General features: G+C 63.4%; 25 protein-coding genes. 13 read left to right on the top strand and 12 right to left on the bottom strand.

Translation table 11 applies throughout. The features are described from left to right. Positions 1–223 precede the first annotated feature (223 nt). Positions 224–1,201 (bottom strand): arginase, encoded by a 978-nt coding sequence (rocF, locus tag GGD62_RS09280; protein WP_179735714.1) that lies wholly within the window; start codon positions 1,199–1,201, stop codon positions 224–226. Positions 1,202–1,462: 261 nt separating this feature from the next. On the opposite strand from rocF, the gene GGD62_RS09285 reads away from it, so the two are divergent. Next, positions 1,463–1,723: a hypothetical protein gene (locus tag GGD62_RS09285; RefSeq protein WP_018319177.1), complete on the top strand. Its 261-nt coding sequence runs from the start codon at positions 1,463–1,465 to the stop codon at positions 1,721–1,723. Between the two features lie 16 nt (positions 1,724–1,739). Here the strand turns inward: GGD62_RS09285 and GGD62_RS09290 are convergent, their stop codons facing one another. Beyond that, positions 1,740–4,481, bottom strand: coding sequence for an EAL domain-containing protein (locus GGD62_RS09290; RefSeq protein WP_183708122.1), 2,742 nt, complete (start codon positions 4,479–4,481; stop codon positions 1,740–1,742). A gap of 58 nt (positions 4,482–4,539) precedes the next feature. Continuing rightward, complete coding sequence (locus tag GGD62_RS09295; protein ID WP_183708124.1) at positions 4,540–5,745, bottom strand: FecR domain-containing protein; 1,206 nt, start codon at positions 5,743–5,745, stop codon at positions 4,540–4,542. Between the two features lie 131 nt (positions 5,746–5,876). Here GGD62_RS09295 and GGD62_RS09300 point away from each other — a divergent pair, with 131 nt between their 5' ends. The 3 genes from GGD62_RS09300 (at position 5,877) to GGD62_RS09310 (ending at position 9,296) form a co-directional block, all read left to right on the top strand. Next, complete coding sequence (locus GGD62_RS09300) at positions 5,877–7,673, top strand: ShlB/FhaC/HecB family hemolysin secretion/activation protein (RefSeq protein ID WP_183708126.1); 1,797 nt, start codon at positions 5,877–5,879, stop codon at positions 7,671–7,673. Positions 7,674–7,827: 154 nt separating this feature from the next. Beyond that, complete coding sequence (locus GGD62_RS09305) at positions 7,828–8,658, top strand: alpha/beta hydrolase (protein WP_183708128.1); 831 nt, start codon at positions 7,828–7,830, stop codon at positions 8,656–8,658. 320 nt (positions 8,659–8,978) lie between these two features. Beyond that, positions 8,979–9,296, top strand: a complete 318-nt coding sequence (locus tag GGD62_RS09310; protein ID WP_183708130.1) for a cytochrome c — start codon at positions 8,979–8,981, stop codon at positions 9,294–9,296. 226 nt (positions 9,297–9,522) lie between these two features. Here GGD62_RS09310 and GGD62_RS09315 read toward each other — a convergent pair whose 3' ends face one another. Together GGD62_RS09315 and GGD62_RS09320 are read right to left on the bottom strand one after the other, a co-directional pair. Continuing rightward, positions 9,523–9,864, bottom strand: a complete 342-nt coding sequence (locus GGD62_RS09315) for a phasin (RefSeq protein WP_018319170.1) — start codon at positions 9,862–9,864, stop codon at positions 9,523–9,525. A gap of 142 nt (positions 9,865–10,006) precedes the next feature. Continuing rightward, positions 10,007–10,192: a hypothetical protein gene (locus GGD62_RS09320; RefSeq protein WP_028174427.1), complete on the bottom strand. Its 186-nt coding sequence runs from the start codon at positions 10,190–10,192 to the stop codon at positions 10,007–10,009. Positions 10,193–10,788: 596 nt separating this feature from the next. Between GGD62_RS09320 and GGD62_RS09325 the strand changes: the two genes are divergently transcribed. Then, on the top strand, positions 10,789–11,145 hold the full coding sequence (locus GGD62_RS09325; protein WP_183708132.1) for a hypothetical protein: 357 nt from the start codon (positions 10,789–10,791) through the stop codon (positions 11,143–11,145). A 46-nt stretch (positions 11,146–11,191) separates the two neighbouring features. Here the strand turns inward: GGD62_RS09325 and GGD62_RS09330 are convergent, their stop codons facing one another. Next, positions 11,192–11,767, bottom strand: coding sequence for a hypothetical protein (locus GGD62_RS09330; protein ID WP_183708133.1), 576 nt, complete (start codon positions 11,765–11,767; stop codon positions 11,192–11,194). 42 nt (positions 11,768–11,809) lie between these two features. Beyond that, positions 11,810–12,340 carry a GcrA family cell cycle regulator gene (locus GGD62_RS09335; RefSeq protein ID WP_183708134.1) on the bottom strand — a complete coding sequence of 177 codons (531 nt, stop codon included), beginning with the start codon at positions 12,338–12,340 and terminating at the stop codon, positions 11,810–11,812. Between the two features lie 164 nt (positions 12,341–12,504). On the opposite strand from GGD62_RS09335, the gene GGD62_RS09340 reads away from it, so the two are divergent. Further along, positions 12,505–13,113: a S24 family peptidase gene (locus tag GGD62_RS09340; protein ID WP_018319165.1), complete on the top strand. Its 609-nt coding sequence runs from the start codon at positions 12,505–12,507 to the stop codon at positions 13,111–13,113. 110 nt (positions 13,114–13,223) lie between these two features. After that, complete coding sequence (locus tag GGD62_RS09345; protein ID WP_018319164.1) at positions 13,224–13,499, top strand: hypothetical protein; 276 nt, start codon at positions 13,224–13,226, stop codon at positions 13,497–13,499. A 14-nt stretch (positions 13,500–13,513) separates the two neighbouring features. Here the strand turns inward: GGD62_RS09345 and GGD62_RS09350 are convergent, their stop codons facing one another. After that, positions 13,514–14,488, bottom strand: a complete 975-nt coding sequence (locus GGD62_RS09350; RefSeq protein ID WP_179735731.1) for a quinone oxidoreductase — start codon at positions 14,486–14,488, stop codon at positions 13,514–13,516. 224 nt (positions 14,489–14,712) lie between these two features. Between GGD62_RS09350 and GGD62_RS09355 the strand changes: the two genes are divergently transcribed. The 3 genes from GGD62_RS09355 to GGD62_RS09365 all read left to right on the top strand — a co-directional run bounded on the left by GGD62_RS09355 (position 14,713) and on the right by GGD62_RS09365 (position 17,409). Beyond that, a complete protein-coding gene (locus GGD62_RS09355) occupies positions 14,713–14,913 on the top strand; it encodes a hypothetical protein (RefSeq protein WP_018319162.1) in 201 nt (66 codons plus the stop codon). A 163-nt stretch (positions 14,914–15,076) separates the two neighbouring features. Then, positions 15,077–16,024 carry a MoxR family ATPase gene (locus GGD62_RS09360; protein ID WP_026202136.1) on the top strand — a complete coding sequence of 316 codons (948 nt, stop codon included), beginning with the start codon at positions 15,077–15,079 and terminating at the stop codon, positions 16,022–16,024. 5 nt (positions 16,025–16,029) lie between these two features. Continuing rightward, positions 16,030–17,409, top strand: coding sequence for a VWA domain-containing protein (locus tag GGD62_RS09365; protein ID WP_183708135.1), 1,380 nt, complete (start codon positions 16,030–16,032; stop codon positions 17,407–17,409). Between the two features lie 32 nt (positions 17,410–17,441). Here GGD62_RS09365 and GGD62_RS09370 read toward each other — a convergent pair whose 3' ends face one another. Continuing rightward, positions 17,442–17,624, bottom strand: coding sequence for a hypothetical protein (locus GGD62_RS09370; protein WP_179735736.1), 183 nt, complete (start codon positions 17,622–17,624; stop codon positions 17,442–17,444). A 351-nt stretch (positions 17,625–17,975) separates the two neighbouring features. On the opposite strand from GGD62_RS09370, the gene GGD62_RS09375 reads away from it, so the two are divergent. Continuing rightward, positions 17,976–18,197 carry a hypothetical protein gene (locus tag GGD62_RS09375; RefSeq protein ID WP_018319158.1) on the top strand — a complete coding sequence of 74 codons (222 nt, stop codon included), beginning with the start codon at positions 17,976–17,978 and terminating at the stop codon, positions 18,195–18,197. 202 nt (positions 18,198–18,399) lie between these two features. Beyond that, complete coding sequence (locus tag GGD62_RS09380) at positions 18,400–19,719, top strand: dicarboxylate/amino acid:cation symporter (RefSeq protein WP_018319157.1); 1,320 nt, start codon at positions 18,400–18,402, stop codon at positions 19,717–19,719. 10 nt (positions 19,720–19,729) lie between these two features. Here GGD62_RS09380 and GGD62_RS09385 read toward each other — a convergent pair whose 3' ends face one another. After that, on the bottom strand, positions 19,730–21,103 hold the full coding sequence (locus tag GGD62_RS09385; protein WP_183708136.1) for a hypothetical protein: 1,374 nt from the start codon (positions 21,101–21,103) through the stop codon (positions 19,730–19,732). Between the two features lie 103 nt (positions 21,104–21,206). Next, complete coding sequence (locus tag GGD62_RS09390; protein ID WP_183708137.1) at positions 21,207–22,466, bottom strand: allantoate amidohydrolase; 1,260 nt, start codon at positions 22,464–22,466, stop codon at positions 21,207–21,209. Positions 22,467–22,831: 365 nt separating this feature from the next. Between GGD62_RS09390 and GGD62_RS09395 the strand changes: the two genes are divergently transcribed. Continuing rightward, the gene (locus GGD62_RS09395) at positions 22,832–23,317 is read left to right on the top strand and encodes a nucleoside deaminase (protein ID WP_179735744.1); all 486 of its coding nucleotides are present in this window, start codon (positions 22,832–22,834) and stop codon (positions 23,315–23,317) included. Positions 23,318–23,451: 134 nt separating this feature from the next. Here the strand turns inward: GGD62_RS09395 and GGD62_RS09400 are convergent, their stop codons facing one another. Next, positions 23,452–24,555 carry a hypothetical protein gene (locus tag GGD62_RS09400; RefSeq protein WP_183708139.1) on the bottom strand — a complete coding sequence of 368 codons (1,104 nt, stop codon included), beginning with the start codon at positions 24,553–24,555 and terminating at the stop codon, positions 23,452–23,454. Positions 24,556–24,863: the final 308 nt, after the last annotated feature.

Consider the following 24,863-nt stretch of genomic DNA (forward strand, 5'->3'; position numbering starts at 1 on the left):
CTGACAAAACATACCGATGCGCCCCGAAGGAGAGAGAACTGCGTGCACCATCGATATCCAATCTGCCGGAGCAGAAAGAGGCCTCAGCTCGCGGGGATATCGGGGGCGTTCGAGCTGAGGCCATACGGGGTCGCCCTTGGGGAAGGGCACCGGGAAAACTTGGCAATCGAGGGAATGTTCCGGCCCAATTTTGAAGGCGCGAGGTCCGCGGCAAGAAGCTCGATCACTCGCCTGGAGCGATCGCGTTGCTCGGCGTCGGCCGGTCGGTGATCTGCTGGCCGAACAGGCTGCCGATCAGCTCGACGGCCGTGCGCGCCGTCCGGCCACGTTCATCCAGGAACGGATTGAGCTCGACGATGTCGGCCGATCCGACCACGCCGGAATCGTGCAACAGCTCCATGATCAGGTGTGCCTCGCGATAGGTCGCTCCACCCGGCACAGTGGTGCCGACGCCCGGCGCCACGCACGGATCGAGGAAATCGACATCGAAGCTGACATGCAGCACGCCGTTGTTCGCCTTGACCCGCTCGATGACGCGCCGGATCAAGACGGCGACGCCGAACTCGTCGATCTGACGCATGTCGACGACCCTGATCCGGCGCGCGCGCATCAATTCGTTCTCGAGCTTGTCGATCGAGCGCGCACCGAACAAATCGAGCCTGTCGGGGGTAATCGAAGCGCGCGGATCGTCGCCGAGCAGGCCGTCAAGGCCGGGCTCACCACACAGGAACGCGGCCGACATGCCGTGCATGTTCGCAGTGATCGTCGTCTGCGGCGTGTTGTAGTCGGCATGGGCATCGAGCCAGAGCACGAACAGCTCGCGTCCCCGCTCCTGCCAATGACGCGCCATGGCATTGACCGATCCCATGGACAGCGTGTGATCGCCGCCGAGAAAGATCGGCAGCGCGCCGGTCTTCGCAATCTCATAGCCTTTGCGGCTCAGAACGCGCGTCCAGCGCTGGATCTCGCGGTAGTGATTGGCGCTTTCCGGCGGCCTGTCGGTGAGATCCCCGACTTCGGCCACGGAAAGATCTCCGTAGTCGACGACCTCGAAATCCAGGCTTTCGAGCACTGTCGCAAGGCCTGCGGTGCGCAGCGCCGCGGGGCCCATCAAGGTGCCGCGCTGCGAAGCCCCCATGTCGATGGGAGCGCCGAGCAAGGCGATGTGCCGGCCTCGATCCGTCATGGTCCGATCGGTCACGGCTGTCTCCTGACATCAGCAAGCCACCGCCAGCCTAACAGAGATTCGCACCCGTCGTTTCCCGGGGAAGATCCGCCCTGGTCGTCCTGTCGTCCGGAACAAAATCCCGCGCGCTGAATTGCCCATCCAAGGCCGGCACCCGCCGTAAACCACGGCGCCTGTCGCGGATAGCCAAAGGTCATCAAGACCCGCTGTTCAGAACGAGCGCTCGCGCGGATAGCCAAAGGTGCCGGCCCATCGTCAGGTCTGGAGGTCGCGCACTTGAGCACGGAGATACCGCAATCCACCTCGCAACCCGGCATGGCCGAACGTGCCATCGATACCGCGGCGGACGTCTCCCGCACGGTGGGTGAAGTCGCCGGAGGCCTGCACGCAGCGGTCGATCGTCTCACCTCTGCAATCGAGCAAGCACGAAAGCCCGGCGGGGCGCTCGCGACGGTCGCAGCGATCACGCGCGAGGCGCCGCTTGCGAGCCTGTTCGTCGCTTTCCTCTTCGGGGTCGCGGTCGCGCGGCGGCGATAGAACGAAGCCGCCCTGCTCAGGCAGCGCTGACCGCGTCGAGCTCGGCCGCCAGGAATTGCTTTTCAAACGCCTCGGCCGGCATCGGGCGGCCGAAGAAATAGCCCTGCCCTTCCGCGCATCCCATGCTGACCAGGAAGTCGGCAGTCGCGCGGTTCTCGATGCCTTCAGCCACGACCGTGAGGCCGAGCTGTTTGCTGAGGCCGATGGTCGAGCCGACGATCGCGGCATCGTCGGAATCGGCGAGCAGATCGAGCACGAACGACCGGTCGATCTTGAGTCCGTCGAGCGGAAACTTCTTCAGATAGCTGAGGCTCGCATAACCGGTGCCGAAATCGTCGAACAGGACGCGCACCCCGAGCTCCTGAATTCGCTTGAACATGTCGAGCACGCGGCGTTCGTCATGGATCAGGATGTCTTCGGTCACCTCGATTTCGAGCAGTGACGGGGTAAGCCCCGTCGCTTCGAGCAACGCCGCGACCGAATGCGCGAGATCGCCGGAGTGAAGCTGCGAGGGCGACAGGTTGATGGCGACGCGCACGCCGTTGCCGGACAGCTCCCAGGCGCGCGCCTGACGGCAGGCGGTCTCCATCACCCAGTTCGCGATCCGCTCTGACAGTGCGGAAGTGTTGACCACCGGCATGAACTCTCCGGGCGAGACGTAGCCGCGCACGGGATGCCGCCAACGGATAAGCGCTTCGGCCCCGACAAGGCTGCCGTCGATCAGACGGACCTGGGGCTGGTAGAACAGCTCGAACTCGCCGCGATCCGCAGCAAGCGCCAACGCGCTCTCCAGCGTCAGCCGGTTCTCCAGCTCCTGCCTGATCGCAGCCTCAAAGATCACATGGCTGCCGCGCCGCGTCATCTTTGCCTTGCTCAACGCCAGATGAGCATTGCTGAGAAGTTCATCGGCACCCTGTCCGCCTTCGCCATAGACCGCGACGCCGATGCTGATCCTGACACGATGCTGGCGCGTACCCGTCGCGAGCGGCGTTTCGAATGCACGCGCGATCCGCTCGGCGAACTTCGCGACCGGCTCACCGCCATCCGCGGCTTCGCGCGCAATGGCGAATTCATCTCCGCCGAGCCGGGCGACGATCGCCCCATCTCCGGCCCGGCCCTCCAGACGAATGGCGACCGCCTGCAGCACCAGATCTCCCGCCGAATGCCCCAGCGTGTCGTTGATGCCCTGGAAGCCGTCGAGCCCGATGACGAGCAACGCGACTTCGCGAGGCCGTCGCTCTGCATCCGCGACCATGCCGGCCAGGCCGGCATGCAGCGTGTTGCGATTGGCAAGGCCGGTCAGTGCATCATGTTCGGCGAGATATTTGACGCGTTCGGCCTCGCGCTTGCGGACCGAGATGTCGCGCAGGATCGCGCCGTACTGAAAACCCTCCGTTCCCTGCCAGCCCGAGAAGCTCGCCTCGACAGCGAAGGTTTCACCATTCTTGCGCCGGCCCTCGAACTCGACGACGACCGCCCCGCCCGGAACCAGCAGCGCCTGGCGCGCGGCGTCATGCATGGACGGCCTTGCATGACCGTCCGCCGGCACGGCGCACAGCGTTTCGAACGGACGGCCGATCATCTCCGCCGGCGCGTAGCCGAAGATCGCGCTGGCGCCGGGATTCCAGACCGTGATCCGGTGATCCTCGTCGGTGCAGACGAGACCGTCACCGAGCGACATCGCGATGCGGTGAAAGCGGCTCTCGGCGATGCGCCCCAGGAGACTACGGAAATCGATTTCGTCCAGCGCAATCGCAGCCAGATAGGCGACGATCGCGATGTGGAATAGCGATGTGTCGATGACGAGGGGCCATCTTGCCTGCACGAGGGCCGCGACCAGCTCGATAGCAGCCCCGAAGGCGATCAGGATTGCGACGCGAATTCCTGGTGCGAAGCGGCGCCACGAATACATCATCAGCAGGCAGATCAGACCCAGGCCCAGGATCATGCCGATATCGGATGTCCAGTGCAGCATCCGGCTCTGCAGGATCGATTCTGCCGCAAGCGCCTGCAGGACCGGCCCCGAGACGAGCTTGCTGTTGGGAACGCTGAACCGGTCGCCGAGCTCGAGCGCGGTGGCGCCGACGATGATCTTCTTGCCTCTCAACTTGTCGAGAGCTGCAGTATCGCCGCGCAGCACGTCGGCATAGGAGATGCTCGGAATGGAGGCCGCACGAATGCTGAAGTCGATCAAGAAGGGCGGCCGCCGGTTGGCGTCCTGCCCGGCCAGCACCACGGCCATCGACGGCATCAAGGCATCGCCGAGCTTCTCGCCGAACGGATAGCGGCGAACGAGTCCGTCGGATTCGACAGCGACGTTGACGACGGCCGGCCACGACTGGTTGCTGAACGGCTTCAGGGGACGATTGACGTGGGCCGCGCCACCATTCGGCGTCGGCTGCTTGAAGGATGGCAGGATCGTCGAGCCGCCGGCCTCGCGAAGGGCGTGGACGAAGGCCTCGTCGGAAGCCGGATCCGAGGGTGTGCTGAAATCGACGTCGAACGCGATGTCCCCCGCGCCCGCCGCCTCGAGCCTGCGCAACAGCTCGGCGTGGAGCCGGCGCGGCCACGGCCACACCCCGATCTGATCGATGGACGGTGCGTCGATGGCCACCACGACGACATTGCCGCTGGCCGCACGCGATTGCCAGCTGAACCGCAGATCGGTGAGCGCGTTGCGAAGCGCACCATGCCATCCCGTGGACAGCACGATCGCAAGCGCGATCACGACGAGAATATGCGGCCGATAGCGTTTCAATCCACCCTCCTGCGCACCCGCTTCTGCAGGTACGCCCCTCATCCCCTAGGAAATCGCTTTAATGTCTGTTGTGGCCACGGCCATTGCTGCCGTTGCCGGCGCCATTCCCATTGCCGTTACCGTCGTTGCCCCAGCCATTGCCGGTGGCGCCGCTGTTGCCGTTGCCGGCGCCATTGCCGTTGTTGCCATTGCTGGAATTGCCGTTGCTGCCGGCGTTTCCGTTGTTGGCGGCAGCTGCCGCTATCGCGGCGCCTGGGTTCGACGAGCTGCTGCCAGCCGTTGCGGCACCGCTTGTCGTCGCCGCAGTCTGGACGGCGCTGTTGGACGCTGCCGTGCTGGTCTTGCTGTCGCTCCAGACCGTCTCGGCACCCGTGCTGGCGTTGGCGTTGCGCACCTGTCCGGGTGCCACTGCGCCGTGGGCGAGCCCATTCGTGACCTTGTGGACATTGAGTTTGACCTCGCCGAGCGAGCTCGAGATGCGCACGACGGCGGCCTTGGAGACATGACCTCCAGCCGCCTGATGCGATGCCTTTGGCGCGCCAGCCGCCTTGGTCCCCTTGTCGATCGGACCGACCGCATGGATCGCATGGCCGCTCGCGGCATTGCGCGGCGCCGACAGGCCCGATTTCGGGACGGGGACACGCTCGATCGTCGAGGCGCGCGGCTTGCCATGCTCGATAGGATTGAACGTCCCCGCGCCGCTCAAGCTGAGACCGGGCTTGCCGTGCTCAAACACGGTGGCCGCTTGTCCCGGCATGACCTGGGCAATCTGTCCCGTCTTGAAGTCGGAGACTTCGACCTGGCCGCGAAGCACGCCGACCTTGGTGCTATCAGCTCCCACGGTGACGCTGAACTGCGTTCCCTTGACCACGGCGGCGAGATAGGGCGTCTCGACCTCGAAATGCTTGACGTTGCGCTTCTCGACCTCGAGCAGGATCGATCCCGCCCGCTGGATGATGGTGGTCGAGAGCCCCTCCTTCTTCTCCGACGGCAAGCCGACCACGGAGTTGGGAGAGATCAGAATGGTTTCCTCGCCGCGGACGAGCAGCACCCGGCCGTTGCGTCCGGTGCGGATGGTATTGCCAGGCTTGAGCGTCTCTTCCCGGTTCAGCGACACCGGTTGCGCGCCCTCGGTCGCGATCCACACCTCACCGGTGGCCTTGCTGACCGACCAGACGCCATCCTCCGCGGCGAACGCACCGGAAGCCGTTCCAAGGGTCAGCGCCGCCACGAAGGCACACCGCATTCCAATTCTGCCAAGCATGACGATCCTCAGTCCGCGTTACGCGCGGGCCCTGAGGGGTATCCGAAATCACTCAAGAGAGGCTTAGCGGGAAGCGGCCAGTGCAGTGGCAGCATTAACCAATCATTGACCATAAAAAACTATGAAAAATCATGCGGATAACGAACCCTTACCGCCCCATCGCAAAGTCTCCGTCAAACTACGGAGGCAGATTCGCGACGTGCGTCGAGCAGCGGCATCTCATTACCGCATTGGCAGTGCTGGTACCGATCTTTGCGGGAATTTCCCAGGGGTTCGCACAACAGGCGAACCAGCCCGGTTTCGATCCGCGCCAGCCCGAGAAATATTTCGATAACCAAAGCGAGCGGGAATCGCTGAGCCGGCCTCCGGTCCAGCTTCCGAGCGTCGGACAGCCGAACACCGGCGGGGATACGAAGCCGCAATTCGTGCTGCGCGGCGTCAATGTCAGCGGCGCCCAGGCCGTCTCCCAAGATCGCATCGCCGCGGTCTATCAGCCTTATCTCGGCAAGCAGGTTTCGCAGGCGGATCTCGCCGCGATCGCCGGCGCGATCAGCGATCTCTACCGCGCCGACGGCTTCCATCTGAGCCGGGCCATCGTCCCGCCGCAGGACATTGCCGGCGGCCGCGTCCGGATCCAGGTGATCGAAGGCGCCATCGTGCAGGCGGAGCTGAAAGGCGACGGCGCCGAGCAATTCGGCGTAAGGCCGATGCTCGGACCGGTTCTGGCTGAGCAGCCGTCGCGCCTCCCCACCCTCGAACGTCAGCTCTTCCTCATCAACGGCAGGCCGGGCGTCCGGATCACCGATACTGCGCTGGAGGAGATCGGTGGCGCGACCGGCCACTTCCGTCTCACAGTCTATTTGAAGACCTGGCACGTCTTCTCCTCGTTCGGCCTGGACAATCTCGGATCATCCTCGGTCGGCCCGTGGCAGACCTACGCGACCGGCGCGTTCAACTCCTACCTCACGCCCGGCGACACGCTGGCGGTCAACCTGTCGACCATTGCCAACGACCCACGCCAGCTCGGCTTTGCGCGGCTGTCCTATGACGCGCCCGTCGGCGTCGACGGCGTGCGCCTCGGCGCTTCCGTCCTGTACAGCGCGGTTCGGCCGGGCGATGCCCGCCGCCTCGACAGCGACATCACCACGACCGAGGCGTTCGAGTTGCGGGCCAGCATGGTCCCGCTCCAGTCGCAATCCTCCACGCTCACGCTGACCGCGGCGACGACGTTCAGCAACGTGTCCGAGCACGACCTCTACGGCCCCTGGTACAATGACCATATCAGGACCGCGAGCCTGACCGCCGACTACCGGCTGCAGGATCGCTTCGGCGGCACCAATCTTGCGACGCTGACCTACCGCCAGGGCCTCGACATCTTCGGCGCCTCGCATTTCGACGACGACCTGTTGTCGCGCGACGGCGCATCCTCGAACTTTTCGGTGCTGAACCTCTGGTTCACGCGCTACCAGACGCTCAATGATGCCTGGTCGCTCAAGCTCTCCGCAGCGAGCCAGACGGCATCGCGGCCGCTGTTCACCTCGCAGCAATTCTATCTCGGCGGTGCGGCCTTCGGCCGGGGCTATGGCGCAGCCGAGATCAGCGGCGACAACGGCCTTGCCGGCTCGCTCGAACTGCGCTTCGACCAGAAGCTCAACTTCCGCTACTGGACCGGCTATCAGCTCTATGCCTTTGGCGACGCTGGCGCAGTCTGGAACGACGGTTACCGCCTGAGCGACGGCCTGTCGCTCACCTCGGCCGGCGCCGGTGTGCGCTTCTTCCTGCCGGACGATCTGCAAGCCGATCTCGGCGTGGCCGTGCCCCTGAGCTACCGGGCGCCGGACAACGAGCGCCGCAGCCCGCGCTTCCTGTTGACCCTATCGAGCGCGTTCCGGCTCTGCCCCGAACGCGGCAAGTCCGGTTGTCTCTAGCCGCCCGGTCGTTCGCGCGGTAAGCCGGCGTGCAGCCCTTTTTGCGGCCTTGTTCACAGACTTGCCTAAATTTAATCCCGTAACCTGCTCACGGTCGCTCGATCCGGGAGTTCCCAATGACCATGTTCAGCCAAACGTGATTTGAGACGAGATCATGACGAGGGTGTTTGCAATCCTGGCGTTTCTCTGTGTTCTCGGCGTCGGGGAATATTTTGTCGTCAGCCGGTTCGCGATCCGCCATGAGACTTCGACCCTGTACGACGCCGCGCGGCAGCGGCCGATCTCGGTCGAGTTGGCGGTGCGGCGCGATTACGAGACCAAGGCCAATCTCGGCCTCTGGAAACTCCCGCTCGCCATCATCAGCAACGGCAACACCGTCAAGGCCACCGAATATTCCTTCCTCGCCAACGTGCTCGCCGCGCGCGGCTATCTGGTTGCCAGCATCCAGCAGGATCTGCCGAGCGATCCGCCGTTGATGACCCATGTCGGTGAGCAATATGTCGGCCGGCGCGAGGTCTATATCCGCTGCGAAGCCAACATTCTTTTCGTGCTGGACAAGCTGAAAAAGCAGCAGGAGAACGTCGATTACGACCACGTCACCCTCGTCGGCCATTCCAACGGCGGCGATGTCTCCATGTATGTGGCCCATCAGCATCCGGAGCTGGTGTCGAAGGTGATCACGCTCGACAATCTGCGGGTGCCTTTCGTGCTCAGCGATGGCATGAAGATCCTGTCGTTCCGGTCGAAGGACCCGCATTTCGTGACCGATCCAGGCGTGCTGCCGACGCCGGAAGAAGCCAAGGCGCGCGGTATCGACATCGTTCACACCGGCGCGCAGCACACGGAAATGAGCGATCGCGGTCCCAACGCGGTCAAGGAGAAGATCCAGGAAACGCTCGACCGCTTCCTGCGTGACAGCGCCAGCAGCGCGCTCGCGCCGGCTGATACGAAAACCCCGATGATCATGAACCCGGGCGACTATTAGCCGGGAACGCTTTGCGACAGATCAAGGCGGCTCCGAGGCGCCGGGGTAAAAGGGCGATATGGCCTCGGAGAGACACGTGTCGCACTATATCGAAAGTCTTGATGCGAAAGGTCTCGATACGAGAAGTCTCGGTACGAGAAGTCTCGTTACGAAAGATCTTGGCCTGCCCGCGGCGAGGATGCCGGCTTTCGTACGGCATTTCTATCGTTCGGTCCGCAAGCTGCTGCGGTCGATCATCGCCCGCATTGATCTCTCGCAATTTCCGGGATCGTGCTGCGGATAAGCATGGTGGCCGCCAATCAATGTATGAAGGTTGCCCTATGCACCAGCATTTAAGACGAATTTGCCTGCTGCTTGCCGTGACCTCGAGCTTCGGCGCGTCGTCCGCTTTCGCGGCCGACGCCGGTCATGGTGCCGACCTCGCCAAGCGCTGGTGCGCAAGCTGCCATGTCGTCGCGAACGGCCAGACCCAGGCGAGCGCCGACGTCCCCTCCTTTATCTCCGTCGCGCGCAGGCCGGACTTCAGTCCGGAGAGGCTCGCCTTCTTCCTGCTTGATCCGCACCCGAAGATGCCGAATTTTCCCCTGAGCCGGACCGAAGCCGGCGACATCGCGGCCTACATCACATCGCTGCGCTAAAGCGTCATCCGGAAAAGTGCGCAGCGGTTTTCCGAAAAGATCATGCTTGAACAGCGCGATGGCGATACATGCTGATCGCATCGCGCTTTGGTCGCGCGCCGGGCACGACGCTGCCGCAAATGCAAATCCCTGCCGGAGGACCGGCAGGGATCAGCAGAAGGGATGACGGACGACGAATGTGGTCGTTCGGTGGCCTGTCATCGACCTATGGTGCGCACTCAGAGGTTCAGGACTTCCCCTTGCCCGATTGCATGAGACTGCCGGTCATCTGGCGCATGTGATCTCCGGCGCTGGTGAACTGGCTGCGCAGGAAATCGGACTGGATTCGCATCGCTTCCTGAAGGTCGGTGGCATGAACCAGCTTGCGCGCATGCTCGAAGGCCGACTTCATGTTCTGCTCAGTGAAAACCAGCGCCTGCTTCGACACCTCCGTCCCCGGTCCTGGAACGGACGACATCGATTTGGTGGCGGCGTCGAAAAACATGCCGAATGCTTTCTCCGCCTGATCAATTGTCTTCTCGGCCAGGTCGCGCAGTTCGGCCGGAACTTCGAGCTTCGGTTCGATCATGGTCGCACTCCTCCCGTTTTCCCAATTGAATACCACACTTGCCGGATCGCCTTCCAGCGGCCAGCCGCGTGGAAACGTCGCCGGCAGTCCGGCTCCGGCGGGAAAACGAAAGAGACGGCGTAAGGCCGGCGCGTGGCCGGGCTCAGGACAAGGGGTGCTCGGGCAGAACCTCTTCGGTGGCGAGGTCTTCGACCAGCTTGATGACCTCGAAACGCTGTCGTGGCGCGAGCTTCAGGAACGCGCGGAGCAGGCGCAGGCTTTCGACCGTACCGCTCGCGGGCGCGCCGAGCTTGAGGTGCAGTTCAGCCGCGAAATTGAGGTTTTTCATCTCGCACCCATGACAAGCATCGGCTTCGTGACCCGCTCAAGAACCGAACGCCATAACAAGACGCCATAACAGGACCTATGGCGACGAATTCTCGGCCGGGTGGCCCCGGCAGGTTGGCACGCCGAACGACATGTCCAAACGACTAGCTCAACCGTTTGGTTGCAATTATGTCAAGGAACAACCCGTCCGGCAAGCCCAACAGTAGCTATAGCGATGCTTCGTCTGCATCGCACCACGGCAATTCGGGATAACAGGTATATCGACCGCCGTCACCCACCTGCGTCAAGAAGCGTCATTAATCACACACACACAGCCTTGATCGCCATCAATCGGCACAACGTTTCCGCTTGTTTCCGACATGACGGACATTCGGCTGCGAATGAGCTTCTCAGCGCCTACACGTAATTGTTGAGTGCGGCCTCGGCGGTTGCATTAACGGCGAAATAACGATCGATCTCGCAAGCCGGATATGTTTCCGCGTGAACCGTTGTCCATGAACGAACGACCAAGCCGTTGCGACACGGCCACGCAGACAACGGGCGCCATGGCTGAAAACTCTTCGATTCGGGCGCGCCTCAGCACCAAAGGACGACGGCATGCTTTCTCGCTGCGATCTCATCAAGGGCGCCTCGGTCGCGCTTTTCACCCTCTCGATACAAGGCGCATGGGCGCAGGAGACCAAGATGAACCTGTTCAAGATCGTCACCGTCAAGGACGAAATCGTGGTCGGGTTGTCGGCGGAGGAGCTTCAGGCGCTCGGCGGCAATGATGCGAGCGCGGTTGCGCACGCGCTGGCGCAGAAGGGCGATCTCACGGTCTGGCAATATAACGTGCATCGCGGCCCGAACGGCGAATTGCAGCAGGCACCGACCGCCAGGATCGGGCTTTTGGCCAACGCCTCGCTCCGCGTCGAGCCCTATACGACGCCCTACCAGATCGTACCGCATCCGTGAGCGGCAGACCGGCACGCCCGCGGCCCAAACCGCGGGCGTACCGTGGTTATCTGCGCCGCCCTGCCTGCTGTTTCCCAGTTTCCGTCGCAAAGCCGTAAATCAGTGCCAGCCGGTCCAGGCACTCGCGAAAGCGTCGCGCGAAATAGTCGTTCCAGCGCTGCGTACGGACGGCGCGACGCTGCCCGATCTGATCCATGGTCAGGCCCAGCACCAGCACGTCGTACACCAGCGCAGCGCCGTCGGTCCCGAGTTCGCGCTCGACCTGGTTCAGCCGCAGCACCGCCTGGCGCTGGCTCTCGGTCACCGGCTCGCGCGTGCGCGCGCCATCGACATATTCGCGGGTCGGGTCCATCGCCTCAGGGCCCCGCTCCGCTTTCTCCCAATCGTTCTGGAAGGCGCGCCCGCCGAGATATTGCGCCTCGTCGATCTGGTGGTGTGCGTGCAGCCGTCCCAGCGGATCGCCGCGGATCGACCGGATCGCCACGATCTTCTCACCGGCATCGAGCGCCAGCGGATTGTCGACCTCGACCTCCGCCACTTCGGCATTGAACGGCACGTCGCGGGACCGCCGGTCGTAGATCTGCGCCAATTTGTAGGACTTGTTGCGTCGTGCACGAGCCACTTGGATACTCCTTGCGAAATTGACGATGGAACGGGTGAGAGTTCAGGCCGCGAAGACCAGCTTCAGCACGACGGGACCTGGGACACGGGCGGACGCCGCCCTGGAGCGACGCGTCAGGCCCGCATGCGGCGCGCAATAGCTGGAGCCCGGCTGGCGCGGATGGCCGCAGAAGCCGATCTCCTCCCCGTCCTTGTCGCCGCCATAGGGATAGCGGCAGTCGGCCGGATCGAGGTCCACCAGTTGGATCAGGCGCGGCTGAACGCCGACGCAGCGCAGCTTCACCCGCACCGCAGGCTTCACTGCGGACTTCGGCGGCACGCTCAGATTCGGTAGCACCGCGCGGCGCGGCGAAACCGGAGCTTCACCGGGCAAATATGGCGCGACCGATGGGCTCACGATCCATTCCGGTATGACGAGCCCGAGCCGCTTGGCGCGGCCGATCACCGCATTGCGCGTGTAAGCCGTTCCAAACCTTGCGTTAATCTGTCTTCCGATCTCCGCATAAGACATGCCTTTGAGAAAATAGTCGCGAAGCGCGTCGGAGTGCTCCGACGGCCAATGGCCCGGTTCCATGCTGCTGTCCTGTGATGCGCCTCCTCCGATCGCACGACCGGGGGCGAAACGGACATTCCGGTATTCCGAAGCCAAAGTCAAGCGATAATTCTGATATTCATAATTGCAATAATTCCGAATTTCGGATTACAAGAGCGAGACGATGGGTAATCGAGGGAATCACCATGTTGGACGTTGCAATGATCGAGCGGGGCCTGGAGAAGACGGGCAAGAGCAAGGGCGGCCTCGCGGCGGCCATGGGCGTGCGACCCGGCGCGGTCTCGGAGATCCTCGGCGGCGAACGCCTGGTGAAGGCCTCGGAGATCATTCCGATCATGGAATATCTCGAGCTCAATCTCGCGCCGATCATGGGCCGCGTCGGCGCCGGCGCCGTGATCGAGCCGGATTACGAGCAGGTACCCCCGGAGGGTCTCGGCGACATCGCGCTGCCCTTCCCGATCATGGAAGAGACTGTCGCCTTCGAGATCGTGGGTGATTCGATGCTGCCCAAATACGAGAGCGGCGACGTGATCGTGGTCTACAAGGATCAGCGCCATCCGCTGTCGAGTTTCTACGGCGAAGAGGCCGTCGTCCGGCTCAAGACCGGCGAACGCTATCTGAAAACGATCGAGCGGGGGAAAAGCCCGTCCCTCGTCAATCTCACCAGCTTCAACGCCAAGCCGATCGTCGGCGTGAAGCTCGATTGGGTGGGTGAGATCTGCCTTTCCATGCCCAAGGGCCAGCTCGAGCGGCTGCGCGCCAAGTCGGCGCGCCCCCGCAAGAAGGGCAAGTGAGGCCTCGCACGGCTGACGATTTCGCTTTTTCGAAATCGCCCTTGACTTGATTCTGTTTTTCGGAAATAATCTGCCGCGCGCCCGCAATGGGGCGCGGCAGAGTCGTTTTGATGCAATATTTCGTCGTGATGATCGACTACGGACGGCGAGGCCGCGAGGCGGTCGTCGACCCCGAAATCACAAGGCGTGAGGTCATCTCCCGCATCGCCTCGGGCGAATACCGGAATGTCTCGTTCATCCACGAGATCGCCGGGAGTTCGGTCGAAGACGTCACCGAGGCGATCCTGACCGAGGCCACCCTGCCCCGGATCCCGCCCGAAGACGTCGACCTCCAGGCAATTCGCCTCGATCACGCCCACGATCTGCGCAAGCATGAACGGACGTGACGCGGGCCCGGACCTTACACCAGAAGAACGGTCGATCCCGTGGTCTTGCGTGCGGCGAGATCGGCATGCGCCTTGGCGGCGTCCTTCAACGGATAGGTCTGGTGCACCTCGATCTTGACCGCACCGGACTTGACGACGTCGAACAACTCGCCGGCCATCGCCACGAGGTTCTCGCGCTTGGCGGCGTAGGTGAACAGAGTCGGCCGGGTGACGTAGAGCGAGCCTTTCTGGGCCAGGAGGCCGAGATTGAGCGGCTCGACCGCACCGGAGGATTGGCCGAACAGCGCGGCGACGCCAAGCGGGGCGAGGCAATCCAGCGATTTCAGGAACGTGTCCTTGCCGACGGAGTCATAAACCACGGGGACCTTCTTGCCGCCCGTGATCTCGTCGACCCGCTTCACGAAATCCTCGCGGGTGTAGATGATGACGTGGTCGCAGCCATGCGCCTTGGCAAGCTTGGCCTTCTCGTCGTTGCTGACGGTGCCGATCACGGTCGCGCCGAGGTGCTTGGCCCACTGGCCCAGGATCAGACCGACGCCCCCGGCCGCGGCATGCAACAGGATGGTATCGCCGGCCTTCACCCGATAGGTCTGCCGGATCAGATATTGCGTGGTGAGACCCTTCAGCATCATCGCCGCCGCGGTCTTGTCGTCGACGCCATCGGGCAGCTTCAGCAGACGGTCCGCGGGGATCAGCCGCGCCTCGGAATAGGCGCCGAGCGGCGAGGCGCCATAAGCGACACGATCGCCCGGCTTCAGATCGGTGACACCGGGCCCGACCTCCTCGACGATTCCGGCCGCCTCGCTGCCAAGCCCGCTCGGCAGTTGCGCCGGATACAAGCCGGAGCGGTTGTAGATGTCGACGAAATTGAGGCCGACGGCGGTGTGGCGGATGCGCGCTTCCCCCGGCCCGGGCTTTCCGACGCTGACCTCCTCCCAGACCAGGACTTCCGGACCGCCGGTCTTGTGAAAACGAATGGCATGCGTCATGGGCGTTGCTCCCTTATCGTTGGTTGAGGGCCGAAAAAACCGGATTGGCCGCAGAAATAGGCATTCGGTCCGCCCGTTACAGTACAGACACGTAACAAGAATGTCACAGCGCGCGAGAAACGTCCGCCGTTCCATCTCCGTTCGAAAGAGTTGATGATGCGCCTGGAGCGGCCGGCAGTAGCTTCTGCGCGGGGTTTGGTTGTCGCCTGCGAAGGAGAGCCGAGATGCCAGCTTATGTACAGCATCATCAGGACATCGAGATCGCGCCTGTGAATTGCCCGACGTGCATGGGGTTCCTGCCGATGTATGTGCGCGAGGTCGAACCGCATTGGAGCCTCGCCAAGATCGACTTTGTCTATGAATGCGCCGATTGCGGCGCCGAGGTCAGACAGACGATCCGCAAGCCGGAGCTGCTGCGGCACTGATCGCGCGAACGGCGAGCCGCGCAAATATTCGCGCCGACACGTATTTGCGTCGAGCGGAAAAAGCGCCGTCCGTGCGGGTCTGATGCCTCCCAAACGAGGCTTGTTCTTTGCCGGGAACGCAGGCAGAACAAGCCTCAAGCAAGACCTTTGGGAGCGCCCTTTCGTGGCTGATCAGAAGGCCTCGACCTCGATCGAGGCAGTGGAGAGCGGCCTCGCCGCGCAGGGCTACATCGCGAGCCGGCAGATCGCGACCGCCGTCTATTTGTCGCAGCAGATCGAGAAGCCGATCCTGGTCGAGGGCCCTGCGGGCGTCGGCAAGACCGAGCTTGCCAAGGCGATCGCCGCCTGGCGCGGCATGAAGATGATCCGCCTGCAATGCTACGAGGGTCTCGACGAGGCCAAGGCGCTCTACGAGTGGAAATACGCCAAGCAGCTTCTCTATACGCAGATCCTCAAGGACAAGCTCGGCGAGGTCCTCGGCGGCGCCCAGACGCTGCATGCCGCGCTCGACCAGCTGCACGATTTCGGCGACGTGTTCTTCTCCAAGGAATTCGTCGAGCCGCGCCCCCTGCTGCAGGCGCTGGAGCAGCCGGGCGGCTGCGTGCTTCTGATCGACGAGATCGACAAGTCGGACGCCGAATTCGAATCCCTGCTGCTGGAGATCCTGTCCGATTTCCAGGTCACGATTCCCGAGCTCGGCACCGTCTCGGCGATCACACCGCCGACGGTGATCCTCACCTCCAACAGCGAGCGTGACCTCGGCGATGCCCTCAAGCGGCGCTGCCTGCATCTGCATATCGGCTTCCCCGAGCAGCGGCTCGAGGAGCGTATCGTCGAAAGCCGGGTGCCCGGCATCGCGCAGGCGCTGCGCCGGCAAATGGTCGGCTTTATCCACGAAATCCGCTCGCTCGATCTGAAGAAGCTGCCCTCGGTCAGCGAGACCATCGACTGGGCGCGCGTGCTGGTGCTGCTCCAGGCCACGGAACTCGACACCGAGATCGTCAAGGACACGCTCAACGTGCTCCTGAAATACGAAGCCGACATCGAGGCCGCATCGCCGCAGGTGACGACCTTCATTGCCAAGGCGGCCCGGTCCAACGTCTTCGGTTGACGCCGATGCGCGAGAACCTCCATCGTTTCTTTCGGGCAGCACGCGGCGTCGGCGTTCACGTCTCGCCTGCCGAAAGCATCGATGCGATGCGCGCGGTCGCGAAAGTCGGCATCTCCGACCGCGCCGTCCTGCGCGATGCGCTGCTGCTGACGCTCGCCAAGTCGCAGGACGAGAAGCTCGCGCTCGGCGACTGCTTTGATCTGTTCTTCAGCCAGCCGGAGCCGCGACAGGATCAGACCGAAGCCAACAGCGAGGAGAGCGCCTCGCAGGACGTAGATCAGTCGCCCTCCTCCAGCTCGGCCAGCGAGGCGGGTGAAGGTCAGCCTCCTGAGAGTCTGGGTCCGCTGGCGCAAATGTTGCTGTCGCAGGACCGCAATGCGATCGCAGCCGCCATCGCCGGCGCGTCCGGCGCCGCCTCCCTGTCGGACATCCGCTATTCCACCCAGCGCGGGATCTTTTCCAGCCGCATCCTCGACGCCATGGGCCTCCAGCGCCTGCGCGATGATCTCGACGCGCTGACTGCGAGCAACCCGGCACTGGCCGAACGTCTGCGCGCCGCGCTCGACGCCTTGCGCGAAGCCGTGCGCGACACCGTCTCGCAGGGACTTGCGCTCTATGCCCGCGAGGAGGCCGAGAATCTCCGCAACGAGATCCTGCGCAACGCGCCGCTCGCCCGCATCGAGCGGCGCCAGATCGCGGAGATGCGCGCCCTCATCCGCCAGATCGCGCGCCGCCTGCGCGAGCGCTATTCGAAACCGCGCAAGCGCCAACGCCGCGGTCATCTCGACGTCCGCCGCACACTGCGCCGCAATGCGGCATGGGGCGGCGTGCCGTTCCTCACCGCATGGAAGCGCAAGCATCGCGACCGGCCGAAGATCGTGGCACTATGCGACGTCTCCGGCTCGGTCGCGCAAGTCTCCGATTTCTTCCTGCTGCTGATCCACTCGCTGCACGAGGTAGTCGACGACGTCCGCTCCTTCGCCTTCTCCTCGCACATGATCGAGGTCAGCGAGATCCTGGAAAAGAAATCGCCGGAAGAGGCGATGGCCGAGATCATGTCCAAGGTCGGCTTCGGCTCGTCCGATTACGGCTCTTCGCTGGTCGATTTCGAAAAGGACTTCATGAGCACGCTGACGCCGCAGACGACGGTGATCGTGCTCGGCGATGCCCGCAGCAATAATCTCGATCCGCGTGCCGACATCCTGCGCCGCATCTCCGAACGCTCGAAGCGGCTGGTCTGGCTCAATCCCGAAGGGCGGCTCGCCTGGGGCTTTGGTGATTCCGAGATGCCGCGCTACGCGACCTTCTGTACGGTCGTGCGCCAATGCGCCACCGCGCAGCAGCTCGAGCGCGCGGTGTCAGATATCGTGGCCACTTATCAGTAGGTTTTGTCAGTAGGTTTTGCCCGCGGCCAACGTCAGCTCCGCGCAAGCTCCACTTGGCCGACGTTACACTCCCGGAAGTGATAGGCAATTTCGTCGAGCGCGCGCTGCTCCCATTCCTCGGCTTGCGCGAGCCAAAAAACCCGGCGATTGAAATCGAGCGCGGCACGCTCCCGGCACAGGGATTCCTGACTGCGAATTTCGACAAGCCTGTTCATGCACTCCACTCCTGCAGCGTGAAGTCATTCCCCGGGAATCACCGTAACAGAGTCCTCAACCTTTCGTCTCACGATTTCTGTGCATATTGCGACGCAGAATGGGACAGCAGCGTTTCCCGTGCATCGCGGCAACTTGCAGTGCAACATCAAACCGAAATCATCAATATGTGATCGAAGCTCGGGACGATATTCGCGGTCGAACGATCTTTACTCTTGTGGTGCAATGAAGTGCGGCAATTCGTGAAGAGAGGTTCTAAACAGCGCACCGAATTCCCGACTCATTGTCGTCGCATGGTCTTCATGCAGCGCCGCTAACAGAGGCGCGCGAATGGTACTATCGCTTGAGGCAACATGAGCAACGACGTCGACTTCGATCTTTCGCCGGACCAGTGGGAAGCTCTGCGCACACTTCGCAACCCCGTGTCGGGCGGTCGCCTCTCCAAGGCCTATCTTATCGAAAGTCTGGTCAAGTTCGGCCTCGTTGTCGTCAATGACGGCGTACCCGTGATGACGCCCACCGGACGCAAGGCGCTCGTGCGCGGATCATGCCGGCTGCTGGATCTTGCGGCATGACGATGCCTTTCGTTTCGGCGAAGGCATAACGACTGACCGCGGGTCCCGCGCTCCCGACACAGCGCACGACCCAAGAAGCGTTGCGTCGCCCCCGCGATATCAGAGCGATGTCCAGCGTCGCTTTCCGGATCCCCCGCGACAATCTGGCACGGTTGTTGCTCCTGTTTGACGTCCACGTCGCGTCAAACCGGGGGAATCCACCATGTCGACCATCACCGCGGCACCCGCCGCCGAGCCGAAGCCGCTCTACACCTCGCTGTTCGTTCAGGTCCTGGCCGCGCTGGTGCTTGGCGTCATCCTGGGCATGGCCGTCCCGGATTTCGCGATCGGGCTCAAGATCCTCAGCGACGCCTTCCTGAAGCTGATCTCGATGATCGTGGCGCCGATCGTGTTCTGCGTCGTCGTGCACGGCATTGCCGGCGCCGGCGACCTCAAGAAGGTCGGCCGGGTCGGCGTCAAAGCGCTGGTCTATTTCGAGATCATGACGACCGTTGCACTCGTCGTCGGCCTGTTGCTCGCTTATCTCTTCGGCCCCGGCCACGGCATGAACATCGATCCCTCGACGCTGGATGCCAAAGCGCTCAACACCTACGCCGACAACGCCCACAAGCTGTCCGGCGGCGGCATCGGCGCCTTTCTGATGAACGTGATCCCGACCACCTCCTTCGATGCGCTGTCGCGCAACGACGTGCTCCAGGTGCTGTTCTTCGCGGTCCTGTTCGGCGTCGGCCTCGCGCTCGTCGGCGGCGAGAAGGGTAAGCTCGTCACCAGCATGATCGATGCGGCTTCCACCGTGCTGTTCCGCGTCATGGGGCTGATCGTCCGCGTTGCCCCGCTCGGCGTGCTCGGCGCGGTCGCCTACACCGTCGGCAAATACGGCGTCGGTTCGCTGAAGCAGCTCGTGTCGCTGGTGATGCTGTTCTACGTCTCGGTCGGCATCTTCGTGCTGGGCGTGCTCGGCGGCGTGATGGCGCTCGCCGGACTCAACATCCTCAAATTCCTCGCCTACCTGCGCGAAGAGCTGACCATCGTGCTCGCGACCGCCTCCTCCGATGCCGTGCTGCCGCAGATCATGAAGAAGCTGGAGCGGATGGGCGTGAAGGATTCCGTGGTCGGTCTCGTGATCCCGACCGGTTATTCCTTCAACCTCGACGCCTTCTCGATCTATCTGACGCTGGCCGTCGTCTTCATCGCGCAGGCGACCAACACGCCGCTGTCCTTCGGCGATCTCCTGCTGGTTCTCGGCGTCTCCCTGATCACCTCGAAGGGCGCGCACGGCGTGCCGGGTTCGGCCATCGTGATCCTGGCCGCGACGCTCAATGCGGTGCCGAGCATTCCCGCAATCGGCCTCGTGCTGGTGTTGTCGGTCGACTGGTTCATCGGCATGGCCCGCGCGCTCGGCAACCTCGTCGGCAATTGCGTCGCGACCGTCGTGGTCGCGGCCTGGGAAGGCGATCTCGATCGCACCAAGGCGGCCAAGGTGCTGGAGGGCGGCGAGCTGGTGGACGTGACGGCGGGATAGCGCCCTAGGATCAGTCATTCCATTGCAGGAGCGGCGTTCCATACGCTCTCCTCCAGACCGACAGGAAGCGCGGAAACCAGGAATGGGCCACGGCCCCCTTGTAGGCCCAGGTGCGATACTTCAGCCCCTGTTCCGAGATCAGCTCTTGATATCCGCCGTGTACTTCGGTCGCGGTGCGAATGTCCTTCAATATGCCTTGCGCGCAGGCCCGGTAGCGATCACCGCCGGAGACCTCGTCGTAATCGAGCATCCGGTCCGCGAACTCGACGTTGAACGTCGGCCAGGATGAGCGCCCCTGATAGGCGGGGGCCGCAATCTTGTGGATGATCTTGTTCCGCGGATTATCCGCGGACACCAGGAAGTGGAACGTCGAGGGTATGCGGAAGCGCGGCTCTGCAATGATCAGATCCGCCGTGGCCGCGAACAGTGCACGCTCGCCGGCATCGGTCATGTCCCAGAAGCCGCGATGCACGCCGACGAAGTCCAGCGCGACCGAGGACACCGGCGATCCCATCGGGCCATCCAGGGAATGCCTGATGTAGCCGTCTTTGCCGAACAGATGGAGCAGGTCTTTCTTGTACTGCGCGAGGCCGCGTCCAAGCAGCTGCTTTAGCTCGCTCTCGTCGACGATGCCGAGCTGCACGCTCCACACGAAGGTCGTGTAGACGCAAGCATTGGTGACAAAGCGCCTGCGTTCCGCACGGGTATCCGTTGCAGCGGAGCGAGAGCCACGGGCATCACACAACAAATACCTGGTGCCGTCATCGTCGAACGGCTCGAGCTCGCTTGCGAGCTGGAGGATCGCACGCTTCAGGTCGCCGCCATATTCTGCCAGCAGCAGGCGGCCGGCATGCGCGCATTGCGACGTCGCCAGATAGTACGGCGCCCTCTGATCGGCCGAGATCATCTGCTGCAGGCCGGCCAGAATGCCGAGCAGCGTATCCGAGGGCTGCGAGAAATAGTTCACGCCGAGGTACCGGCCGCGCCCCGCCGGGACGATGGTCGTCGTGACGACGTCGGCGCGAACCGCCTCCAGCAACAGACGGATGCTCTTGTCGAGCAGCCGGGCCCGCCGCACTGCGTCCTGCGCATCCATGATGGTCTCGGGGTCGAGAACATCAGGGTAGAACCAGGCGAAGTCACGGGGATAATAGGCGGATGCGTGCGGCGCGCCCGTGACGAGGAAGGCCTCGGTGACCGAAAACGCGCTGTCCATCGAGTGCCGGTAAAGGTCCTCGATGGCCGACAACGAATGGTGCGACTTCCTCAGGAATCGATCACCGAGAAAATTGACCGCCTGGAGGGCGTTGGCGAAAAAGGTCGCGGCCACGCCTTGGTAAAATCGGTTTCCGTGATCTGAGGGCAACGAGATATCGCTATTCATATGTGGCTAAGGTCACTCCGATGGTGCGGCCACCATCCGAAGCATGGCTGATTCGTATTTCGTCCAGATGACGTGTGTCGGCTTCCGGCGGGGCTTCTTCAGCCTAGCCTTCCCGCGGCCTGAAATTCTCGATCACCCGCAGCAGCACCCGCGCACCGGCGTCGGCGTCGGCGAGCTCCACATGCTCGTCCGGGTGGTGGCTGATGCCGCCGCGGCAGCGGACGAAGACCATCCCGACATCGGCGATGTCGATCATGGCCATGCCGTCATGCCCCGCTCCGCTCGGCAGCTCGAACACGGAGAACCCCTCCGCTCCGATCGCCTGCGCGATCTGCTCCTTGAGCCACGGCGCGCAAGGCGCGGTGCGGTTCTCGTGGGTGACGTCGAGCTGGAGGGCCAGGTGCCGGCGCTTGGCGATCGCCTCGATCTGGCGGACGATATCGGCGACCGCGCGCTTGCGGTGCATATCGGTCGGCGCGCGCATGTCGATGGTGAACGACACCTCGCCCGGAATGACGTTGGTGGCGCCGGGCCTCGCCTGGATGTAGCCGACGGTGCCGACAAGGCCGCTCTCGTCGGTGCGGCAAAACTGCTCGATCGCGCCGATGCATTCGGCCGCGCCCGTGAGCGCATCGCGGCGCAGCGCCATCGGCACGGTACCGGCGTGCCCCGCCATGCCGGTCAGCCGCGCGGCAAGCCGCGTGGCACCGGCAATCGCGGTGACGACACCGACAGGCAGGTCCTGCGCTTCCAGCACCGGCCCCTGCTCGATGTGCAATTCGAGATAGGCAAGCAGCTCGCGCCGTGTCCGCGCGGCTGCTCCGATATGATCGGGATCGAGGCCGAACTGTACGAGCGCATCGCGCATCGACACACCATCGCGGTCGCGCACATTCAACACACTCTCGTCGAAGGTGCCGGCCACCGCACGGCTGCCGAGCAAGGTCGAAGCGAAGCGCACGCCCTCCTCATCGGCAAAGCCGACGATCTCGATCGCGAACGGCAGGCGCTTGCCACGGCGATTGAGATCGGCAACGCAGGCGATGGCCGTGATCACCCCCAACGGCCCGTCCCATTTGCCGGCATCGCGTACGGTGTCGTAGTGCGACCCGAGCATCAGGCAGGGCGCGCCGGGCCGCTCGCCTTCGTAGCGGCCGCAGACATTGCCGATCGCGTCAAGGCGCGCGCTCATGCCGGCCCCGCGCATCCAGCTCAGTAGGAGGTCCGCTGCCTTGCGCAACTCCTTGGTGAGATAGATGCGGGTGAGGTTGTCGCCTGCTTCCGAGATCGCAGCCAGATCGTTGATCCGACGCACGATCTCTTCGCCGAGCGATGCATTTTGAACGGCGTTGGCGGCACCCATCTCGACGAGCTTTCTCTTCTCTGGACCGCGGCAGCGGCTGTCCTGGCGACCATCGGTACACGTTCGGCGGCAAATCACGCACCGGCGCCCGTCCCAACCGCCGCGTGGTTAGCATGAATGCGCGTGCGCGGCAGGCTGCGTCGCGCCGGTCATGCACAGGCGCGGCAACCGTTCACCCAATATCAGGCCCCGAACCGCCCGCATAATCAATATTTTCAATCGCTTATCCGGAATATACCGTCAATAAGCCGGGGGCGGCTGGTGGAGAATGTTCCACGGCGAATTCGTGTATGAAGGACGAACCGGCGAAGCCGGTCTCGCCGCGATCGGTCGGCGCATGGCGGGGCACTGACCGCGGAGGATTGATGGCCGGCACATCGAAGCGTGACGAGCAGTTGCTGCGTTTGTCCTTCGCGGTCGCCCGCCGCTCCCTCACCCATGGCAACCATCCGTTCGGCTGCATCGTCGTCGATGCGGACGGCAGGGTGCTGATCGAGACCGAGAACGGCTACATGCCGGATCATGACGGCACCGCGCATGCCGAACGTCTCGCGGCCACCCAGGCCTGCCGCACACTCAGCCGCGAGGTGCTGGCGACAGCGACGCTCTATTCCTCGGCAGAGCCCTGCGCGATGTGCGCCGGCGCGATCTACTGGGCTGGCATCGGCCGCGTCGTCTATGGGCTCAGCGAGCATCGCCTGCGCGGCGTCACCGGCAACCATCCTGACAACCCGACCCTCGACCTGCCGTGCCGCGAGGTCTTTGCCAGCGGCCAGCGGCCGACCGAGGTCGTTGGTCCGCTGCTCGAGGACGAAGCCGCAGCGCTGCACGACGGCGTGTGGACGAAGTAGGCGTTACCACAAGTTCGGATCTGTAGGGTGGGCAAAGGCGCCCTTGCGCCGTGCCCACCATCGGATTGCTACGGCAGCAGAAGTCGTGGGCACGCTTCGCTTTGCCCACCCTACGGCTGCCACGTGTCAATCAGTCAGAACTTCACGGTGATACCGGAGTAGAGCGAGGATTCGGTGCACGACCCCGTGCTCACCGTCCGGCCACCGACCGCCGTGGTACATCCGACGGCAAGGTTGTGATCGAGACCGAACTTGTTCTGCCAATAGCGGTAAGCCACCCAGACGTCCACGAAGTGCGAATATTTGTCACCCCAGGCGGCCTTCGAGGCATCGAAGGTCAGCCGGATCGGCTCCGAATTCAACTCGACCGCCGTGTTGTAAACGCCGTTCGCGGGGCTGTAGGGAAGCGGTTCGGTGTCGGTGCCCTTTTTGCCGTACCAGCCGGCGCGGCCGCTGATCGAGAAATATTGCATGTTCGGCGGGAGGAAGCCGAGATCCATGTAGTAATTGATCTCGACCGCCCAGGTTGGCTTGAACGAGGTGTTGCCGTCTGCAAGACAGGTCACACCGGGAACGCCTGCACCGAACAGTCCGCATTGACTGAATGAGTTGTGATTGGCGAACTCCCAGTACACCAGCGGCGCGACGTTGATGTAACCCTTGTAGGGCAGATCGAACGCAAACTGCAGACCGCCGACGACGTCGCGCTTGGCCGCGCCGAAATACCGGTTTTCCGTGTTGGCATCCATGCCAACCTCGAACGAGATGTTGTGAAGCGGCCCCGCGGTGAAGGCCTTGGTGTCGAAGAGCTCATTCCAGCCGAACGTCGAGCGGAACAGTCCGTAGATCTCCGTTGCACCGGCGCACGTTGCCGGCGCGCCGAAGATCGTGCCCGCGTTGGTGCAGGGCCCGGCCGGGTCATTGTGGTCGGACTTGAACATCGAGATGGTGAAGAAGTTCGTGCCGTATGCCCAGAGATCGAAATGCGTGAACGAGTAGACCTGCTTGGTGGTCTTGCTGTCGATCGACCCATCCGGCCGGAACGACCACGCACCGGGCTGCGAGGCGTTGAAGATGTAGGAGAAGGTGACGCGGTTATCGATCACCAGGAAGAACGGGAGATCCGCCGCCTTCTTGGCAGCCTTGACCGGCAGATCCGCCGCGAAAGCCAGGCCACCGGTGGCCAGCGTGGCAAGTGACAGCGCCGTTGCTGCAATTGCCCTGAAACGAAACGACATCCTGAATACCCCCAAGTTTGGACACGTCAATGAACGCCCTTGGGTGCGAGACTTGCGCCGATCTCCCGGAGGGAGAAGCCTCAACTTTTTTCAAGGCGTGCCGCTTGTTTTGGCAAGGGGCGGCGTTTCTTCGTGGGATTTAGGAGGTTTTCTTGCAGCGGGCATGCGGCCCGCAAGGCCGGCGATTGCCGGACATTCCCGTTTGATTTCGCTCTTCTTTCATGTCGAGCGCATGTTGGGGGTCGGAGGGTCAGGGGCCAATGTTGCGTCGATCCGCAGTGCATAAGTGCGATGGCGCAACTTTGCTC

The sequence above is a fragment of the Bradyrhizobium sp. ERR14 genome (assembly GCF_014198235.1).
GTDB lineage: Bacteria > Pseudomonadota > Alphaproteobacteria > Rhizobiales > Xanthobacteraceae > Bradyrhizobium.

Bases quoted from the DNA above. Each gene is read 5' to 3' on its own strand.
- GGD62_RS09295 (WP_183708124.1), bottom strand. From the start codon at position 5,745: ATGCTTGGCAGAATTGGAATGCGGTGTGCCTTCGTGGCGGCGCTGACC.
- GGD62_RS09300 (WP_183708126.1), top strand. From the start codon at position 5,877: ATGCGGATAACGAACCCTTACCGCCCCATCGCAAAGTCTCCGTCAAAC.
- GGD62_RS09305 (WP_183708128.1), top strand. From the start codon at position 7,828: ATGACGAGGGTGTTTGCAATCCTGGCGTTTCTCTGTGTTCTCGGCGTC.
- GGD62_RS09310 (WP_183708130.1), top strand. From the start codon at position 8,979: ATGCACCAGCATTTAAGACGAATTTGCCTGCTGCTTGCCGTGACCTCG.
- GGD62_RS09315 (WP_018319170.1), bottom strand. From the start codon at position 9,864: ATGATCGAACCGAAGCTCGAAGTTCCGGCCGAACTGCGCGACCTGGCC.
- GGD62_RS09320 (WP_028174427.1), bottom strand. From the start codon at position 10,192: ATGAAAAACCTCAATTTCGCGGCTGAACTGCACCTCAAGCTCGGCGCG.
- GGD62_RS09325 (WP_183708132.1), top strand. From the start codon at position 10,789: ATGCTTTCTCGCTGCGATCTCATCAAGGGCGCCTCGGTCGCGCTTTTC.
- GGD62_RS09335 (WP_183708134.1), bottom strand. From the start codon at position 12,340: ATGGAACCGGGCCATTGGCCGTCGGAGCACTCCGACGCGCTTCGCGAC.
- GGD62_RS09340 (WP_018319165.1), top strand. From the start codon at position 12,505: ATGTTGGACGTTGCAATGATCGAGCGGGGCCTGGAGAAGACGGGCAAG.
- GGD62_RS09345 (WP_018319164.1), top strand. From the start codon at position 13,224: ATGCAATATTTCGTCGTGATGATCGACTACGGACGGCGAGGCCGCGAG.
- GGD62_RS09350 (WP_179735731.1), bottom strand. From the start codon at position 14,488: ATGACGCATGCCATTCGTTTTCACAAGACCGGCGGTCCGGAAGTCCTG.
- GGD62_RS09355 (WP_018319162.1), top strand. From the start codon at position 14,713: ATGCCAGCTTATGTACAGCATCATCAGGACATCGAGATCGCGCCTGTG.
- GGD62_RS09365 (WP_183708135.1), top strand. From the start codon at position 16,030: ATGCGCGAGAACCTCCATCGTTTCTTTCGGGCAGCACGCGGCGTCGGC.
- GGD62_RS09370 (WP_179735736.1), bottom strand. From the start codon at position 17,624: ATGAACAGGCTTGTCGAAATTCGCAGTCAGGAATCCCTGTGCCGGGAG.
- GGD62_RS09375 (WP_018319158.1), top strand. From the start codon at position 17,976: ATGAGCAACGACGTCGACTTCGATCTTTCGCCGGACCAGTGGGAAGCT.
- GGD62_RS09380 (WP_018319157.1), top strand. From the start codon at position 18,400: ATGTCGACCATCACCGCGGCACCCGCCGCCGAGCCGAAGCCGCTCTAC.
- GGD62_RS09385 (WP_183708136.1), bottom strand. From the start codon at position 21,103: ATGAATAGCGATATCTCGTTGCCCTCAGATCACGGAAACCGATTTTAC.
- GGD62_RS09390 (WP_183708137.1), bottom strand. From the start codon at position 22,466: ATGGGTGCCGCCAACGCCGTTCAAAATGCATCGCTCGGCGAAGAGATC.
- GGD62_RS09395 (WP_179735744.1), top strand. From the start codon at position 22,832: ATGGCCGGCACATCGAAGCGTGACGAGCAGTTGCTGCGTTTGTCCTTC.
- GGD62_RS09400 (WP_183708139.1), bottom strand. From the start codon at position 24,555: ATGTCGTTTCGTTTCAGGGCAATTGCAGCAACGGCGCTGTCACTTGCC.